Raw genomic sequence first — 14659 nt, 5'->3', positions numbered from 1 at the left:
TCGATTATCCCCGCCGGTGCCGACATCGGGCCGCATTGGAGACAATGGTCAGGTGACGCAGCAGCTGTTCGTGATCCCCCTCTGGGCCGACCTCCTCGCCGTGGGCCTCGGCGGCGTACAGGGGGCGCTGTTCTCGTCGGGCTTCGTCGGACAGCGCCGGCTCGACCTGCTCGGCGTCGTCATCGTCGGCACGGTGATGGGCATGGGCGGCGGCATCATTCGCGACCTGCTGCTGAACGTCGAGCCCGCGACGCTCAAGAGCAACTGGTACCTCATCACCGCCGTCGCGGCGGCGTTGGTGGGCATGCTGCTGGCCAACATCTTCGAACGCCTCAACGCGGTGATCGTTGCCCTCGATGCGGTGGTCATCGGCCTGTTCGGCGCCTTCGGCACCTCCAAAGCGTTGGCGCTCGGCCTTCCCCCGGTGCCCGCGGCGTTCGTCGGCGTCTGCGCGGCGGTGGGCGGCGGCATCCTTCGCGACGTGATCATGGGGCTGCCGGTGGCGATCATGCATGTCGGCTCCCTGTACGCGGTCGCCGCCGCGGTCGGCTGCGCGCTGCTCGCCTTCGCTCACGCCGTCGGTGCGCCGCTGGTGGCCGCCGCGATCGCCTCGGTGGTGGTGACGACCGTCATCCGGCTGCTCGCGGTGATCTTCGACATCTCGCTGCCCGAGCAGCGTGCGCTGTATCGGCGTAAGGTCGCCGTCGAGACCAGCGCGATCCCGATCATCCGCTCCTGAGGCGTTTCGACGCGCCGCGCGCGCTCAACGACCGGGGCCGAGAGGCCTCCCGGTCGTTGAGCGCGCAGCGCAGCGACGAGTCGAAACGCGGCGTCAGACGGCGGCGAGCGAGCCGGAGCGCTCGCGCGTGCGAATCGCGCGGTTGATGCAGGAGACGATGGCCTTCAGCGACGCTGTCGAGATGTCGCCGTCGATACCGACGCCCCACAGCCGCTCACCGTCGACCTGCAGCTCGACGTAAGACGCGGCCTGCGCGTCGCCGCCGGCGCTGAGCGTGTGCTCGACGTAGTCGTACAGCGTCACGTCGAAACCCTGCGTCCGCACGATCTCCAGGAACGCCGAGACGGGACCGTTGCCGACGCCGCGGGTCGCGATCGTCTCCTCGCCGTCGCGGAGGGCGACATCCAGCGACACCTCGCCGGACATGTCGCTCTGCGTCCGCGTGGACAGCAGCTCGAAACGGCCCCACTTCGCGTCGGCATCGCGCGCCGGCAGATACTCGTCGGTGAAGATGTCCCAGATCTGGTCGCTGGAGACCTCGCCGCCCTCGGCATCCGTCTTGGCCTGCACGACGCCGGAGAACTCGATCTGGAGCTTGCGGGGCAGGTCCAGGGCGTGATCCGTCTTCAGCAGGTACGCGACACCGCCCTTGCCGGACTGCGAGTTGACGCGGATGACGGCCTCGTACGAGCGACCGAGATCCTTCGGGTCGATCGGCAGGTAGGGCACGGCCCACTCGATGTCGTCGACGGTGACCCCGGATGCCGCGGCCCGCGCCTCCATCGACTCGAAGCCCTTCTTGATCGCGTCTTGGTGCGACCCGCTGAACGCGGTGAACACGAGGTCGCCCGCCCAGGGGCTGCGTTCGGGCACGGGCAGCTGATTGCAGTACTCGGCCGTGCGCTTGACCTGGTCGATGTCGCTGAAGTCGATCTGCGGGTCGATGCCCTGCGTCAGCATGTTGATGCCCAGGGCGACCAGGTCGACGTTGCCGGTGCGCTCTCCGTTTCCGAACAGGCAGCCCTCGATGCGGTCCGCTCCGGCCATGTAGCCGAGCTCGGCGGCGGCGATGGCCGTGCCGCGGTCGTTGTGGGGGTGCAGCGAGATGATGACGTTCTCGCGGTGGGCGAGGTGGCGGCTCATCCACTCGATCGAGTCGGCATACACGTTGGGCGTGGCCATCTCGACGGTCGCCGGCAGGTTGATGATGACCTTGCGCTCCGGGGTCGGCTCGAAGATCTCGATCACCTGGTTGCAGATGTCGACCGCGAACTCCAGCTCGGTGCCCGTGTAGGACTCGGGTGAGTACTCGTAGTACACCGCGGTCTCGGGGATGCGCTTCTCGAACTCACGGCACAGGCGCGCGCCGTTCAGTGCGATGTCGATGATGCCCTGCTTGTCGCTGCGGAAGACGACCTCGCGCTGCAGCACGCTCGTGGAGTTGTAGAGGTGCACGATCGCCTGCTTCGCGCCGGCGATCGCCTCGTACGTGCGCTCGATCAGGTGCTCGCGCGCCTGCGTCAGCACCTGGATGGTCACATCGTCGGGGATCAGGTTCTCTTCGATCAGCTGGCGCACGAAGTCGAAGTCGGTCTGGCTGGCCGAGGGGAAGCCGACCTCGATCTCCTTGTAGCCCATGCTCACGAGCAGCTCGAACATGATGCGCTTGCGCTCGGGGCTCATCGGGTCGATGAGGGCCTGGTTGCCATCGCGCAGGTCGACGGCGCACCAGCGCGGTGCGGTCGTGATGCGGGCGTCGGGCCACGTGCGATCAGGCAGGTCGACGCGGATCTGCTCGTGGAACGGGCGGTACTTGTGGGTCGGCATGCCGGAAGGCTGCTGCATGTTCTTCATGGGGTTCGCTTCTCTTCGTCGGATGGTGCGGGCCGAGTGTCAGACGATGACAAGCTCCGCGACGAGGAGGGCCCTAGAACGAGGTCTCGTCGCGGCGGCTAAGAAGGAGGCCGAACGCGCGCATGGGGACAGCGTACACCTGCGCGACGAGCTCGACGAAACTCACGGGATGAGCGCCAGGGCTCCCCCGGGGTGTCCCTCGGCCAGCAGCGCGAGCGCGGCGGGGGCGTCCTCGAGCGGGAAGGTCCGCGCCACGGGGACGGCGAGCGTCCCGGCGTTCGCCGCCGCGATGAGGCCCGCGCGCGCCTCGTCGCGGAAGCGGGCGCTTGCCGGAAGGGCGCCGGCGATCCAGCGGAACCCATCGGCGTTCGCCCGCGACGGCGTGACGATCGTCACGATACGGTCGCGATCGGCCACCAGCGCAAGCGACACGTCGACGGCCTCATCGGTGCCCACGGCATCCAGCGCCGCGACGATCGGAACGTCACCGGCGATCGCGACCACGCGCTCGAACAGCCCCGGACCGTACGTGACGGGGTCGCCGCCGAAGTGGCGCACTCGCTCGAAGGAACTCTCCGCCGCCGTCCCGATGACGTGGATGCCGCGCGGCGCCGCCAGCTGCAGCACGGCCACACCCACCGCCCCCGACGCGCCGTGCAGGAGGATCGTCTCCCCCGGCTTCGCCGCGACGACGTGCAGCATCTCCGCGGCGGTGGTCCCGGTCAGCAGCAGGTTCGCCGCTTCGGGGTGGCTGAGCGGCTCCGGCTTGCGGAACACCTTCGCGGCATCCACCGTCATCTCCGTCGCGTAGCCGCCCTGCACCCGGAAGGCCACCACCTCGTCGCCGACGGAGGCAGATCCCGAACCGATCTCGGTGTCGGGTCCGATCGCGGTGATCTCGCCCGACACCTCGTAGCCGATCGGCACGGGCCAGGACTGCCCGTTCTCGGCGGCGACATGCTTCGCATCGGCGGGGTTCATGCCAGCCGCGCGCACACGGAGCGTCACTTCGCCGCGGGCCGGGGCGGGAACCTCGACCTCCGCGAGCTCCCACGCCTCGGGGCCGCCTGCCCGTACTGCCCGCCACTGCCGCGCCGTTCGCTGCGTCATGTCAGAACCCCAGCCGTCCGAGCTGCTTGGGATCGCGCTGCCATTCCTTGGCGACCCGCACGTGCAGCTTCAAGAACACCTTCGTGCCGATGAGCGGCTCGATCTGCGCTCGCGCCCGCGCGCCGACGGCGGCCAGCCGCGAGCCCTTGTGGCCGATGATGATCGCCTTCTGGCTGTCGCGCTCGACGACCAGGTTCGCGTAGATGTCGGTGAGCTCGCCCTCGTCGCGGCGCGAGATGTCGTCGATCGTGACGGCGATCGAGTGCGGCAGCTCGTCACGCACGCCTTCCAGCGCGGCCTCGCGGATGATCTCGGCGATGCGGTCCTCGAGCGACTCGTCGGTGACCACCCCCTCCTCATAGAGCGCGGGACCGGTCGGCATGAGCGTCAGCAGCTCGTCGGCGAGCACGTCGAGCTGTTCGTTCGCGACGGCCGACAGCGGGATCACCGCGTCCCAGTCCTCGCGCAGACTGTCGACCTCCATCAGCCGTTCGGTGATCTCGTCGCGGGAGGCGATGTCGGTCTTGGTGACGATGGCCACCTTCTTCGCGCGCGGGTATCCGTCCAGGGATGCCGCGATGCGGCGGTCGCCGGGACCCACCTTCTCCGTGGCGGGCACGAGGAAGCCGATCGCGTCCACGTCGCCGAGCACCTGCTCCACGAGATCGTTCAGGCGCTGGCCGAGGAGCGTCCGGGGCTTGTGGATGCCGGGGGTGTCGACGATCACGAGCTGGCCGGCCGGGCGGTTGACGATGCCGCGGATCGCGCGCCGGGTGGTCTGCGGCTTGTCGGAGGTGATCGCCACCTTCTCGCCGACGAGGGCGTTCGTCAGCGTCGACTTGCCGACGTTGGGACGGCCGACGAAGGTGACGAACCCGGAGCGGGTCTGGGGGCTGGAACTCATCGGTGGGCATCCTCCCGGTCGGTGCGGTTGTCGTCGCCGAAGGCGGCGTCGACGGCAAGCAGGCTGGGGGTGGGTTCGACGAACACCGTGGCGAGGCCCCGACCGCGCCCGCGGGAGGCGCCTCCCGTCAAGCGCAGCCCGGAGTACTCCGCGGTCGCACCGGGCAGGGGCACACGGCCGAGCAGCTTCCCGAGCAGGCCGCCGATCGAGTCGACGTCCTCGTCTTCGAGCTCGAGACCGAACAGTTCGCCGACCTCATCGAGGCCCAGGCGCGCGCTCACGCGGTACCGTCCCTCGCCCAGCTCGACGATCTCACTGGAGCGGGGATCGTACTCGTCGGAGATCTCGCCGACGAGCTCCTCGATCAGGTCTTCGAGCGTCACGAGCCCCGAGACGCCGCCGTACTCGTCGACGACGAGACACACATGGACGGCATCCCGCTTCATCTGCTGCAGCAGCGTCTCGGCCTTCATCGATTCGGGCACGAACACCGCCGGCCGCGCGATCTGGGCGACCGGGGCGTCCCGCCATGCGGTCTCATCGCGGAACGCGAACTGCACGAGGTCTTTGAGGTACACGACGCCGGTGATGTCGTCGGCTTCGCCGTCGGCGACCGGAACCCGTGACACGCCCTTGTCCAGGAAGAGCTGCATCGCCTGCTGCGTCGTGGCGGCGGCATCCATCGTCACCATGTCGGTGCGCGGAACCATCACCTCGCGCACGTACGTGTCGGTGAACTCGAACACGGAGTGGATGAGCTCGCGGTCGTCCTCCTCGATGAGGTCCTGCGATGCGGCCTCGTCGACCATGCTCAGCAGTTGCTCCTCACTCGCGAACGAGGCGCCGCGGTGGATGCCGGGCGTCACCCGGTTGCCGACGAGCACGAGCAGGTGTGCGAGGGGGCCGAGCACGATGCGCGCGCCGCGGACGAGCGGGGCGCACGCCTGCAGCAATCCGCGGGCGTGCTGGCGCCCGACGGCGCGGGGGCTTGCGCCGACCAGGACGAACGACACCACGGTCATCAGCACCGCGGCGGCGAGCATGGCCCACCAGATGCTGTCGAACGCGATCGTGAAGGCGACCGTCACCACGACGGCCGCCGTCGTCTCGGCGAGGATCCTGATGAACACGACGGCGTTGCCGTGGGCTTCGGGATCGGCGCCGATCCGCCCGAGAGCGGTCGCGCTGCGTCCTGACGTCGCCATCTCGGCGAGGTCGGCGCGCGAGGTGACGCCCAGCGCCGCGTCCAGCGCCGCCATCAGACCGCCGAGCGCGACCAGGAGGGCCGCCGCGATGAGCAGGAGGATCTCGGTCATGCGCGTCGTCGACGCTCCGAGACGTGGAAAGCGGCGATCAGGTCGCGCTGCAGACCGAACATCTCGCGCTCCTCCTCGGGCTCGGCGTGGTCGAAGCCCAGCAGGTGCAGCAGCCCGTGCGTGTTCAGCAGGATCAGCTCGTCGACGGTCGTGTGGCCGGCTGCCTGAGCCTGCGTCTCGGCGACCTGGGGGCAGAGCACGATGTCGCCGAGCAGTCCCGGCGGCGTGGGCTGTTCCTGCGTGCCCGGTCGCAACTCGTCCATCGGAAAGCTGAGCACGTCGGTGGGGCCCGGCTCGTCCATCCACTGCACGTGAAGAGCCTCCATGGCGCCTTCGTCGACGAGGAGGATCGCGACGTCGGCATCCGGGCTGACGTGCAGCTCCGCGAGGTTGTTCTCGGTCAGGCGCAGCAGCACGGTCTCGTCGATGTCGACGCCGGACTCATTGGTGATCTCGATGGTCATGAGCGTCCTCGCTGTGTTCCGTGGGGGCCGTGGTGTCCCCGGCTGTCCCGGGGTGGCAGGTGGTCTCGCGGTCCGCCGGAGCGCGGCATACCGCTGCGACGCTCGGTGCGATTGGCGAACTCGGCGGCTTCGTCTCGTTCTCGGCGGGCGGCCAGGCGCTGCTCGTCGTACACGCTGTAGGCATCGACGATCCGGCCGACGAGGCTGTGGCGCACCACGTCTTCGCTGGTCAGCAGCGAGAAGTGGATGTCGTCGATGTCCTTCAGCACGCGCGTCACGAGCCGCAGCCCCGAGGCTCCCTGCGGCAGGTCGACCTGGGTGATGTCACCGGTCACGACCATACGAGTGCCGAAGCCCAGACGCGTGAGGAACATCTTCATCTGCTCGGGCGTCGTGTTCTGGGCCTCATCGAGCACGACGAACGAGTTGTTGAGCGTGCGTCCGCGCATGTACGCCAGCGGGGCGACCTCGATCGTGCCCGACGCCATGAGCTTGGGGACGATCTCCGGGTCCATCATCTCGTTCAGCGCGTCGTAGAGCGGCCGCAGGTACGGGTCGATCTTGTCGGTCAGGGTGCCGGGCAGAAACCCCAGGCGTTCCCCCGCTTCCACCGCCGGCCGCGTCAGGATGATGCGGTCGACCTCCTTGCGCTGCAGCGCCTGGACGGCTTTCGCCATCGCGAGGTAGGTCTTGCCGGTTCCGGCGGGGCCGATGCCGAAGACGATCGTGTTCTCGTCGATCGCGTCGACGTACCGCTTCTGACCGAGGGTCTTCGGGCGGATCGTGCGTCCACGCGAACTCAGGATCGCCTCGCCCAGTACGTCGGACGGGCGTTCACCGGTGTCAGCCCGGAGGATGCGATTCGAGGCCTGCACGTCGGAGGGCTCCAGGCCCTGTCCCGCGCGCGCCATCTCGATCAGCTCGTCGACCAGTGCGCGGGCGCGTGCGACGGACGCGGCGGCACCGGTGAGAGTGATCTCGTTGCCGCGCACGTGCACCTGCACGTCGGGGTGTTCGCGCTCCACGACGCGCAGCAGCCGGTCCTGCGGTCCGAGCAACTGGACCATCGCCACTCCGTCCGCGAGAATCCGGTCGACCGCGTGCTCGGTCGCGTTCGCGTCGTCGGCGGAATCAGCCACCGAGGCTCCCCTCGTCCAGTCCCCCGGCCAGCACATGCGCGTGGACGTGGAAGACCGTCTGACCGGCGCCCGGCCCCGTGTTGAACACCAGGCGGAAGTCGCCGTCGGCGTGCTCGGCGGCCAGAGTGTTCGCGAGTGCGATCATCTCGCTCAGGAGGGCGGGGTCGGACGCGGCCAACTCGACGACATCGCGGTAGGCGGCACTCTTCGGGATGATCAGCAGGTGCACGGGCGCTTGGGGTGCGATATCGCGGATCGCGAACACGTTCTCGGTCTCGGCGAGGATCTCGGCCGGGATCTCGCCCTCCAGGATGCGCGTGAAGATGGACGGTTCGCTCATACTCCGAGTGTAGTCAGCGCCCGTCACCAGCGGCCGAGGCGGGCGTTGACGACGGCGAGGGCAGCCGGTCCGGCCGTCGAGGTGCGAAGCACCGTGTCGCCGAGGCGGACGGCGGTGGCTCCGGCCGCGGCCAGCGCGTCGAGTTCGTCGGGAGCGATTCCGCCCTCGGGGCCGACGACGAGCACGATCTCCGCGCTGTCGGCGATCGAGAGCGCGCTGAGGGGCACGGATGCCGTCGGCTCCAGCACCAGCACGCGGGCGTGTGCGGCACGTGCGGCGAGGCCGGCGACTGACACCGGCGTCGACACGCGCGGAACCCAGGAGCGGTGCGCCTGCTTCGCGGCCTCGCGGACGATGCTCTGCCAACGCGCGACGCCTTTGACGGCCTTGTCGCCGCTCCAGCGCGACACGCTGCGCGCCCCCTGCCACGGCACGATCTCGTCGACGCCGAGCTCGGTCGCCGCCTGCACCGCGAGCTCGTCGCGGTCGCCCTTCGCGAGCGCCTGGGCGAGAACGAGACGCGGCGTCGGCGCCTCGGTGACGGTGCGGCCGGTCACCGTCACCGCGACGCGTTTGGGGGCGGATGCCGCGACGACGCCCGTGAGCCAGACGCCCGCACCGTCGCCGACGGTGACCTCCTCACCGACCCGGACGCGGCGGACGACCGCCGCATGGTGGGCCTCGGCGCCGGTGATGACGATCTCGTCGCCCGGAGCCGCATCGGCGACGGCGGGCCCGTCGGTCGGCGGTTCGTCGACGAGGAAGTGCAGTGCCATCTCAGCCGCGGAACCGGTCGCGCAGCTTCGAGAACATGCCCTGGTGGAACTGCGCCAGGCGGGGAGCTGGGGCCTTGGTCTTCTTGGCGAAGTCCTCGATGAGAGCGCGTTCCTTGGCGTCGAGCTTCGTCGGGGTGACGACCTGCACGCCGACACGGAGGTCGCCGCGCGTGCCGCCGCGGAGGGGCGTGATGCCGCGGCCCTTGATGGTCAGGACGTCGCCGGACTGCACGCCGGATCGCACCTCGAGGTCGACCTCGCCGTCGAGCGAGGAGATCGTCGTGTGGGTGCCGAGGATCGCGTCGGGCATCGAGACCTCGAGAGTGGCGAGCAGATCGTCGCCGTCACGGCTGAAGACCTCGTGGGTGGCGACGGTGACCTCCAGGTAGAGGTCTCCGTTCGGACCGCCCGCCGGGCCGACCTCGCCCGAGCCGGGCAGCTGGAGGCGCAGGCCCGTCTCCACGCCGCCGGGGATGTCGACCGACACCGTCCGCCGTGCGCGCACGCGGCCCTGTCCCTGGCACGTCGCGCAGGGGTACGGGATGGTCGTGCCGTAGCCCTGGCACGTGGTGCAGGGCTGCGAGGTCACGACATTGCCGAGAAGGCTGCGCACGGTGCGCTGCACCTGACCGGAACCGTGGCAGATGTCGCACGTCGCCGGCTGAGTGCCCGGCTGGCAGCACGATCCTTCGCAGGTCTCGCACAGCACCGCTGTGTCGACGTCGATGTCACGGTGGGTGCCGAAGACGACGTCGCCGAGATCCAGCGTCACCCGCACCAGTGCATCCTGGCCGCGCTCACGTCGCGATCGCGGTCGGCCGGCCCGTGCTCCCCCGCCGCCGAAGAACGTTTCGAAGATGTCGCCGAACCCACCGAAGCCTGCGCCGCCTCCGCCGAAGGGCGAGCTGTCGCCGCCCATGTCATAGCGTTGGCGCTGCTCCGGGTCGCTGAGGACGTCGTACGCGTGGGTCACGAGCTTGAAACGCTCCGACGCGTCCGCTCCGGGGTTGACGTCGGGGTGCAGCTCGCGCGCGAGACGCCGGTACGCCTTCTTGATCTCGTCGGGGCTCGCATCGCGGGACACGCCCAGGACTTCGTAGTGGTCGGCCACAATCGCCTTTCCTGCCCTGACGGGCGCGGGTCGGTGTTCGGGAGCGCAACGCTCAGCGGGACGTGTCGTCCTCGTCGAGCAGTCGGCTCAGATAGTGCGCGACGGCGCGGGCCGCCGCGAGGTTGGTGGGGTAATCCATGCGGGTGGGGCCGAGAAGGCCGACGCGGGCGCGGGTGCCCGTTGCGTCATACTCGCTCGTGAGGACGGAGGCCTCGGTGAGTCCGAAGGGCTCGTTCTCCCGACCGATGCTCGCGGCGAGACCGTGCTCGTCGGCGACCATCTCGCCCATCAGACGCAGCAGGGTGACCTGCTCCTCGATGGCCTCCAGCAGCGGGTAGATGCTGCCGCGGAAGTCGCCCTCGCGCCGCGCGAGGGTCGCACTTCCGGCCATCACGAGCCGGTCCTGCCGGAAGTCCTCGAGCTCCTCGCCCACGATGCGCGCGACGGTGCGCAACGCGGCGTCGATGCGGGTGCCGTCTGCAGCGGATGCCGAGAGATCGACGATCGCGGCCGCGGCCTCGGCGACGGGCTTACCGGTGACCAGTCGTGCGATCGCGGTCTTGACCTGTCGGGCGGCATCCTCGGTGAGCTCTTCGGCCAGGAAGGCCACGCGCTGGGAGACTCGTCCGGTGTCGGTGACGACGATGACCACCACGCGCGGTCCGCCCAGATGGACGAACTCGACGTGCGTGACGTTCGCGCGGGCGAACGATGGGTACTGCACGATGGCGACCTGCCCGGTGAGCTGCGTGAGGGCGCGCACGGTGCGCATCAGGAGCTCGTCGAGATCGCCCGGATCGCTGAGGAACGACGAGATCGCCGAGCGCTGCGCCGTGGACAGTGGCCGCAGGTCGGCGAGATGGTCGACGAACACGCGGTAGCCCTTGTCGGTGGGCACGCGTCCGGAGGACGTGTGCGGCGCGGCGATGAGCTCCTCGTCCTCCAGGAGCGCCATGTCGTTGCGGATGGTGGCCGCGGACACGCCGAACTGGTGACGTTCGACGATAGCCTTGCTGCCGACGGGCTCATGGGTGTCGACGTAGTCCTGCACGATCGCGCGGAGGACCTGCAGGCCGCGTTCCGAGACCATCGCTCCTCCTTGTTGGCACTCAGGGTCGTCGAGTGCCAATATTACCGCGATCGGATGGTCAGGCGGTGAGGGCGCGCACCACGGCATCCGCCAGAAGCCGTCCGCGGCGGGTGAGGACGACGCGGCCGCGCACGGCGGACGATCCGTCGATGAGCCCGTCGGCGATGAGCGCGGCGATCGCGTGACGACCCTCTCCGGTCAGCTCGGACACCGCGATGCCCTCGGCGATCCGCGACCGCAGGAGCACGTCCTCGAGTCTCCGCGCAGCGGCATCGGGGCGCTCCCGCGCCGCTGCGGGCGACGTGCCGGCGGCGAGGCGCTGCGCATACGCCGCAGGGTGCTTGACGTTCCACCACCGCAGTCCGTCGACGTGGCTGTGCGCCCCGGGGCCATAGCCCCACCAGTCGGTTCCGCGCCAGTACGCGAGGTTGTGGCGGGAGCGGTGACGGGGCGCCGTCGCCCAGTTCGACACCTCGTACCAGCCGAACCCGCTCGATGCGAACGCCTCGTCGGCCAGCTCGTACATGTCCGCCTGGAGGTCGTCGTCCGGCGCGGCGACGTCGCCGCGGCGGATCTGGCGCTCGAGCTTCGTGCCCTCTTCGATGATGAGCGCGTACGCGGAGATGTGGTCGGGTGCGAGCGCCACGGCCGCCTCGACCGAACGACGCCAGTCGTCCAACGACTCCCCCGGTGCGCCGTAGATCAGATCGACGCTCACGTCGAGGCCGGCCGAGCGTGCCGCGTCGACGGCCGTCTGCACGCCGGCCGGATCGTGGGTGCGCTCGAGGGCGGCGAGCACGTGCGGTACGGCCGACTGCATGCCGATCGACATCCGCGTCACGCCGGCCTCGGCGAGCTCGTGAGCCATCGCGACGGTGACCGTGTCGGGGTTGGCCTCGACGGTGACCTCGGCACCGGCGGCCAGCGCGAAGGCGGAGCGGATGCCGTCGAGCATCCGTGCCAGATCCCCCGCGGGAAGCAGAGTGGGGGTGCCGCCGCCGAAGAAGACGGTGGATGCCGCGCGGAGGGGCCCCCGCGCCGACAGCACGCCCCGTGAGAGAGCGATTTCGCGGAGCACCTCGTCGGCGTACGCATCCTGGCGCGCGCCCCGGAGCTCCGTGGCGGTGTAGGTATTGAAGTCGCAGTAGCCGCAGCGTACTCGGCAGAAGGGCACGTGCAGGTAGACGCCGAAGTCGCGGGCGGGGTCGATCGAGATGTCGGACGGCAGCGCGCCGTCGACCGGCGCGGGGTCACCGAGAGGGAGGGCGGAGCCCATCAGACCGGCGTCGTGTACAGCGGAGAGATGGCTTGCAGGTACCCGCGGAACAGCTCACGACGGCGTCGCTTCACCAGTGCCGGAACGATGCGGTAGAGCGTGGCGACGGGACGGTCGAAGGCGCGCACCGTGAACCGTACTTCGTCGTTGTCCGCCCACGTCACGATGAACGACTCCTCGCCGCTCACGACGGAGTCGCCGACCGTCCCCAGAGCGAAGCCGACGCGCCGGGGCTCTTCGATCGCGTAGATGACGCGCAGCTCACCGTCCGCGTTCATGCCCTTGACGTGTCCGCGCACCCGCACCGTCGTTCCCGCAGCGACGTACGGGGTCCCGTCGGCGTCGAAGCGCTGGTCGGCTTCCAGACGGCTCGCCACCGTCGGATTGCCGTCGACGTCGTAGCCGACCCCGGTGTACATAGGGCCGGCCGCTGGACGCACGTCCGAGATCGTGAGACCCGCTCCGCGCAGCGCCGTCCACGACAGCAGCGCGTCGGCCGACGACTCGAAGCGAGCCTGTCCGCTTCCCAGCAGCCATGAGTGCTCCGCTGGGACGCTGTTCTCCGGCGGATAGCTCATCAGGTCGTGCGCCTGCGTGGCGCCGACGGCGGCATAGTCGACCGTGTCGTCCTGAAAGCTCCCGCGACGCATGATGTCCAGCCTAACCGGGGCGTCCGGCTTACTTCTTGTCCTTGCCTTCGACATCGCCGGAGAGCGCAGCGATGAAGGCCTCCTGAGGCACCTCGACGCGACCGACCATCTTCATGCGCTTCTTGCCCTCCTTCTGCTTCTCCAGCAGCTTGCGCTTACGGGTGATGTCGCCGCCGTAGCACTTGGCGAGCACGTCCTTGCGGATGGCGCGGATGTTCTCGCGCGCGATGATCCGCGCGCCGATGGCGGCCTGGATGGGCACCTCGAACTGCTGGCGCGGGATGAGTTTGCGCAGGCGTTCGGTCATGAGGGTGCCGTACGCGTACGCCTTCTCCCGGTGGACGATCGAGCTGAACGCGTCGACCTTCTCACCTTGCAGCAGGATGTCGACCTTCACGAGATCGGCCTCCTGGGATCCGGCAGGCTCGTAGTCGAGGCTCGCGTAGCCCTGGGTCTTCGACTTCAGGTGGTCGAAGAAGTCGAAGACGATCTCGCCGAGCGGCATGTTGTAGCGCAGCTCGACCCGGTCCTCACTGAGGTAGTCCATGCCGAGGAGCGTTCCGCGGCGCTGTTGGCAGAGCTCCATCACCGTGCCGACGTAGTCCTTGGGCAGCAGGATGCCGACCTTGACGACCGGCTCCGAGACGCTCGCGACGCGGCCGTCCGGGTACTCGCTCGGGTTGGTGACCGTGACGGATTCGCCGGTGTCGGTCGTGACCTCGTACGTCACCGACGGGGCCGTGGTGATCAGGTCGAGGCCGAACTCGCGCGACAGCCGCTCCGTGATGATCTCGAGGTGCAGCAGGCCCAGGAATCCGCAACGGAACCCGAAGCCCAGCGCGACGGAGGTCTCCGGCTCGTACTGGAGTGACGCGTCCGACAGCTTCAGCTTGTCGAGCGCCTCACGCAGATCGGCGTAGTCGCTGCCGTCGATCGGGTAGATGCCGCTGAAGACCATCGGCTTGGGGTCGGTGTAGCCGGCCAGCGCTTGTCCTGCGGGCTTGCGGTGGTTGGTGATCGTGTCGCCGACCTTCGACTGGCGCACGTCCTTCACGCCGGTGATGAGGTAGCCCACCTCGCCGACGCCGAGGCCCCGGGTGGGAACCGGCTCGGGGCTGGAGACACCGATCTCGAGCAGGTCGTGGGTCGCTCGCGTGGACATCATCTGGATGCGCTCGCGCGGTTCGAGTTTGCCGTCGACCATGCGGACGTATGTCACGACGCCGCGGTACGCGTCGTAGACGGAGTCGAAGATCATGGCGCGCGCCGGGGCGTCGGCGTCGCCGACCGGCGCGGGGATGCGCTCGACGATGCGGTCGAGCAGCTCCTCCACCCCCATGCCCGTCTTGCCCGAGACCCGCAGCACGTCGGCGGGGTCGCCGCCGATGAGGTTCGCCAGCTCTGCGGCGTACTTCTCCGGATCGGCGGCGGGCAGATCGATCTTGTTGAGCACCGGAATGATCTGGAGGTCGTTCTCCAGCGCCAGGTAGAGGTTCGCGAGGGTCTGCGCCTCGATGCCCTGCGCGGCATCCACGAGAAGGATGGCGCCCTCGCAGGCGGCCAGCGAGCGCGAGACCTCGTACGTGAAGTCGACATGGCCGGGCGTGTCGATCATGTTCAGTGCGAAGGTGCCGTCGGTCGTTGCCCACGGCATGCGGACGGCCTGCGACTTGATCGTGATGCCGCGCTCGCGCTCGATGTCCATACGGTCGAGGTACTGCGCACGCATATCGCGGTCCGAGACCACGCCGGTGATCTGCAGCATGCGGTCGGCCAGCGTGGACTTGCCGTGGTCGATGTGGGCGATGATGCAGAAGTTGCGGATCAGCTCTGGAGGGGTCGCAGACGGCTCGAGAGGCTTCAGGGCGCGCGGTGACATGTCCCGAGCAG

Annotated in this window: 14 protein-coding genes; 1 reads left to right on the top strand and 13 read right to left on the bottom strand. The window is 69.3% G+C overall.

All coding sequences use genetic code 11. The features are described from left to right. The first annotated feature begins 52 nt into the window (after nucleotides 1-52). Nucleotides 53-739, top strand: a complete 687-nt coding sequence (locus HMPREF1529_RS13075) for a trimeric intracellular cation channel family protein (protein WP_016465151.1) — start codon at nucleotides 53-55, stop codon at nucleotides 737-739. 93 nt (nucleotides 740-832) lie between these two features. Here HMPREF1529_RS13075 and leuA read toward each other — a convergent pair whose 3' ends face one another. The 13 genes from leuA to lepA form a co-directional block, all read right to left on the bottom strand. Next, nucleotides 833-2593, bottom strand: coding sequence for a 2-isopropylmalate synthase (gene leuA / locus HMPREF1529_RS13070; RefSeq protein ID WP_016465150.1), 1761 nt, complete (start codon nucleotides 2591-2593; stop codon nucleotides 833-835). 162 nt (nucleotides 2594-2755) lie between these two features. After that, on the bottom strand, nucleotides 2756-3703 hold the full coding sequence (locus HMPREF1529_RS13065) for an NADP-dependent oxidoreductase (protein WP_016465149.1): 948 nt from the start codon (nucleotides 3701-3703) through the stop codon (nucleotides 2756-2758). A 1-nt stretch (nucleotide 3704) separates the two neighbouring features. Further along, nucleotides 3705-4607, bottom strand: coding sequence for a GTPase Era (era, locus tag HMPREF1529_RS13060; protein WP_016465148.1), 903 nt, complete (start codon nucleotides 4605-4607; stop codon nucleotides 3705-3707). Further along, nucleotides 4604-5923, bottom strand: a complete 1320-nt coding sequence (locus HMPREF1529_RS13055) for a hemolysin family protein (RefSeq protein WP_005049424.1) — start codon at nucleotides 5921-5923, stop codon at nucleotides 4604-4606. The genes era and HMPREF1529_RS13055 overlap by 4 nt, the downstream gene beginning before the upstream one ends. Further along, a complete protein-coding gene (gene ybeY / locus HMPREF1529_RS13050; protein WP_016465147.1) occupies nucleotides 5920-6387 on the bottom strand; it encodes an rRNA maturation RNase YbeY in 468 nt (155 codons plus the stop codon). The genes HMPREF1529_RS13055 and ybeY overlap by 4 nt, the downstream gene beginning before the upstream one ends. Then, nucleotides 6384-7526 (bottom strand): PhoH family protein, encoded by a 1143-nt coding sequence (locus HMPREF1529_RS13045; protein WP_016465146.1) that lies wholly within the window; start codon nucleotides 7524-7526, stop codon nucleotides 6384-6386. Before HMPREF1529_RS13045 ends, ybeY begins: the two co-directional genes overlap by 4 nt. Then, nucleotides 7519-7866 carry an HIT domain-containing protein gene (locus HMPREF1529_RS13040; RefSeq protein ID WP_016465145.1) on the bottom strand — a complete coding sequence of 116 codons (348 nt, stop codon included), beginning with the start codon at nucleotides 7864-7866 and terminating at the stop codon, nucleotides 7519-7521. The genes HMPREF1529_RS13045 and HMPREF1529_RS13040 overlap by 8 nt, the downstream gene beginning before the upstream one ends. 23 nt (nucleotides 7867-7889) lie before the next feature. After that, nucleotides 7890-8642, bottom strand: a complete 753-nt coding sequence (locus HMPREF1529_RS13035) for a 16S rRNA (uracil(1498)-N(3))-methyltransferase (RefSeq protein ID WP_016465144.1) — start codon at nucleotides 8640-8642, stop codon at nucleotides 7890-7892. Between the two features lies 1 nt (nucleotide 8643). Continuing rightward, the gene (gene dnaJ / locus HMPREF1529_RS13030; RefSeq protein WP_005049415.1) at nucleotides 8644-9753 is read right to left on the bottom strand and encodes a molecular chaperone DnaJ; all 1110 of its coding nucleotides are present in this window, start codon (nucleotides 9751-9753) and stop codon (nucleotides 8644-8646) included. Between the two features lie 52 nt (nucleotides 9754-9805). Next, nucleotides 9806-10843 (bottom strand): heat-inducible transcriptional repressor HrcA, encoded by a 1038-nt coding sequence (gene hrcA, locus HMPREF1529_RS13025; RefSeq protein ID WP_016465143.1) that lies wholly within the window; start codon nucleotides 10841-10843, stop codon nucleotides 9806-9808. A 58-nt stretch (nucleotides 10844-10901) separates the two neighbouring features. Further along, nucleotides 10902-12119, bottom strand: coding sequence for a radical SAM family heme chaperone HemW (gene hemW / locus HMPREF1529_RS13020; RefSeq protein ID WP_005049413.1), 1218 nt, complete (start codon nucleotides 12117-12119; stop codon nucleotides 10902-10904). Next, entirely contained in the window at nucleotides 12119-12769 is a 651-nt protein-coding gene (locus tag HMPREF1529_RS13015) for a DUF1990 family protein (protein WP_016465142.1), read from the bottom strand. Before HMPREF1529_RS13015 ends, hemW begins: the two co-directional genes overlap by 1 nt. A gap of 28 nt (nucleotides 12770-12797) precedes the next feature. Beyond that, a complete protein-coding gene (gene lepA, locus HMPREF1529_RS13010) occupies nucleotides 12798-14648 on the bottom strand; it encodes a translation elongation factor 4 (protein WP_005049411.1) in 1851 nt (616 codons plus the stop codon). Between the last annotated feature and the right edge of the window lie 11 nt (nucleotides 14649-14659).

The organism is Microbacterium sp. oral taxon 186 str. F0373, assembly GCF_000411455.1.
Classification (GTDB): Bacteria; Actinomycetota; Actinomycetes; order Actinomycetales; family Microbacteriaceae; genus Microbacterium.
This window is presented reverse-complemented; position numbering and strand designations above follow the sequence as displayed.

Coding starts and splice junctions, on each gene's coding strand:
- hemW (WP_005049413.1), bottom strand. CDS start 12,119: ATGGGCTCCGCCCTCCCTCTCGGTGACCCCGCGCCGGTCGACGGCGCG.
- HMPREF1529_RS13015 (WP_016465142.1), bottom strand. CDS start 12,769: ATGCGTCGCGGGAGCTTTCAGGACGACACGGTCGACTATGCCGCCGTC.
- lepA (WP_005049411.1), bottom strand. CDS start 14,648: ATGTCACCGCGCGCCCTGAAGCCTCTCGAGCCGTCTGCGACCCCTCCA.
- ybeY (WP_016465147.1), bottom strand. CDS start 6,387: ATGACCATCGAGATCACCAATGAGTCCGGCGTCGACATCGACGAGACC.
- HMPREF1529_RS13035 (WP_016465144.1), bottom strand. CDS start 8,642: ATGGCACTGCACTTCCTCGTCGACGAACCGCCGACCGACGGGCCCGCC.
- hrcA (WP_016465143.1), bottom strand. CDS start 10,843: ATGGTCTCGGAACGCGGCCTGCAGGTCCTCCGCGCGATCGTGCAGGAC.
- leuA (WP_016465150.1), bottom strand. CDS start 2,593: ATGAAGAACATGCAGCAGCCTTCCGGCATGCCGACCCACAAGTACCGC.
- HMPREF1529_RS13065 (WP_016465149.1), bottom strand. CDS start 3,703: ATGACGCAGCGAACGGCGCGGCAGTGGCGGGCAGTACGGGCAGGCGGC.
- era (WP_016465148.1), bottom strand. CDS start 4,607: ATGAGTTCCAGCCCCCAGACCCGCTCCGGGTTCGTCACCTTCGTCGGC.
- HMPREF1529_RS13055 (WP_005049424.1), bottom strand. CDS start 5,923: ATGACCGAGATCCTCCTGCTCATCGCGGCGGCCCTCCTGGTCGCGCTC.
- HMPREF1529_RS13040 (WP_016465145.1), bottom strand. CDS start 7,866: ATGAGCGAACCGTCCATCTTCACGCGCATCCTGGAGGGCGAGATCCCG.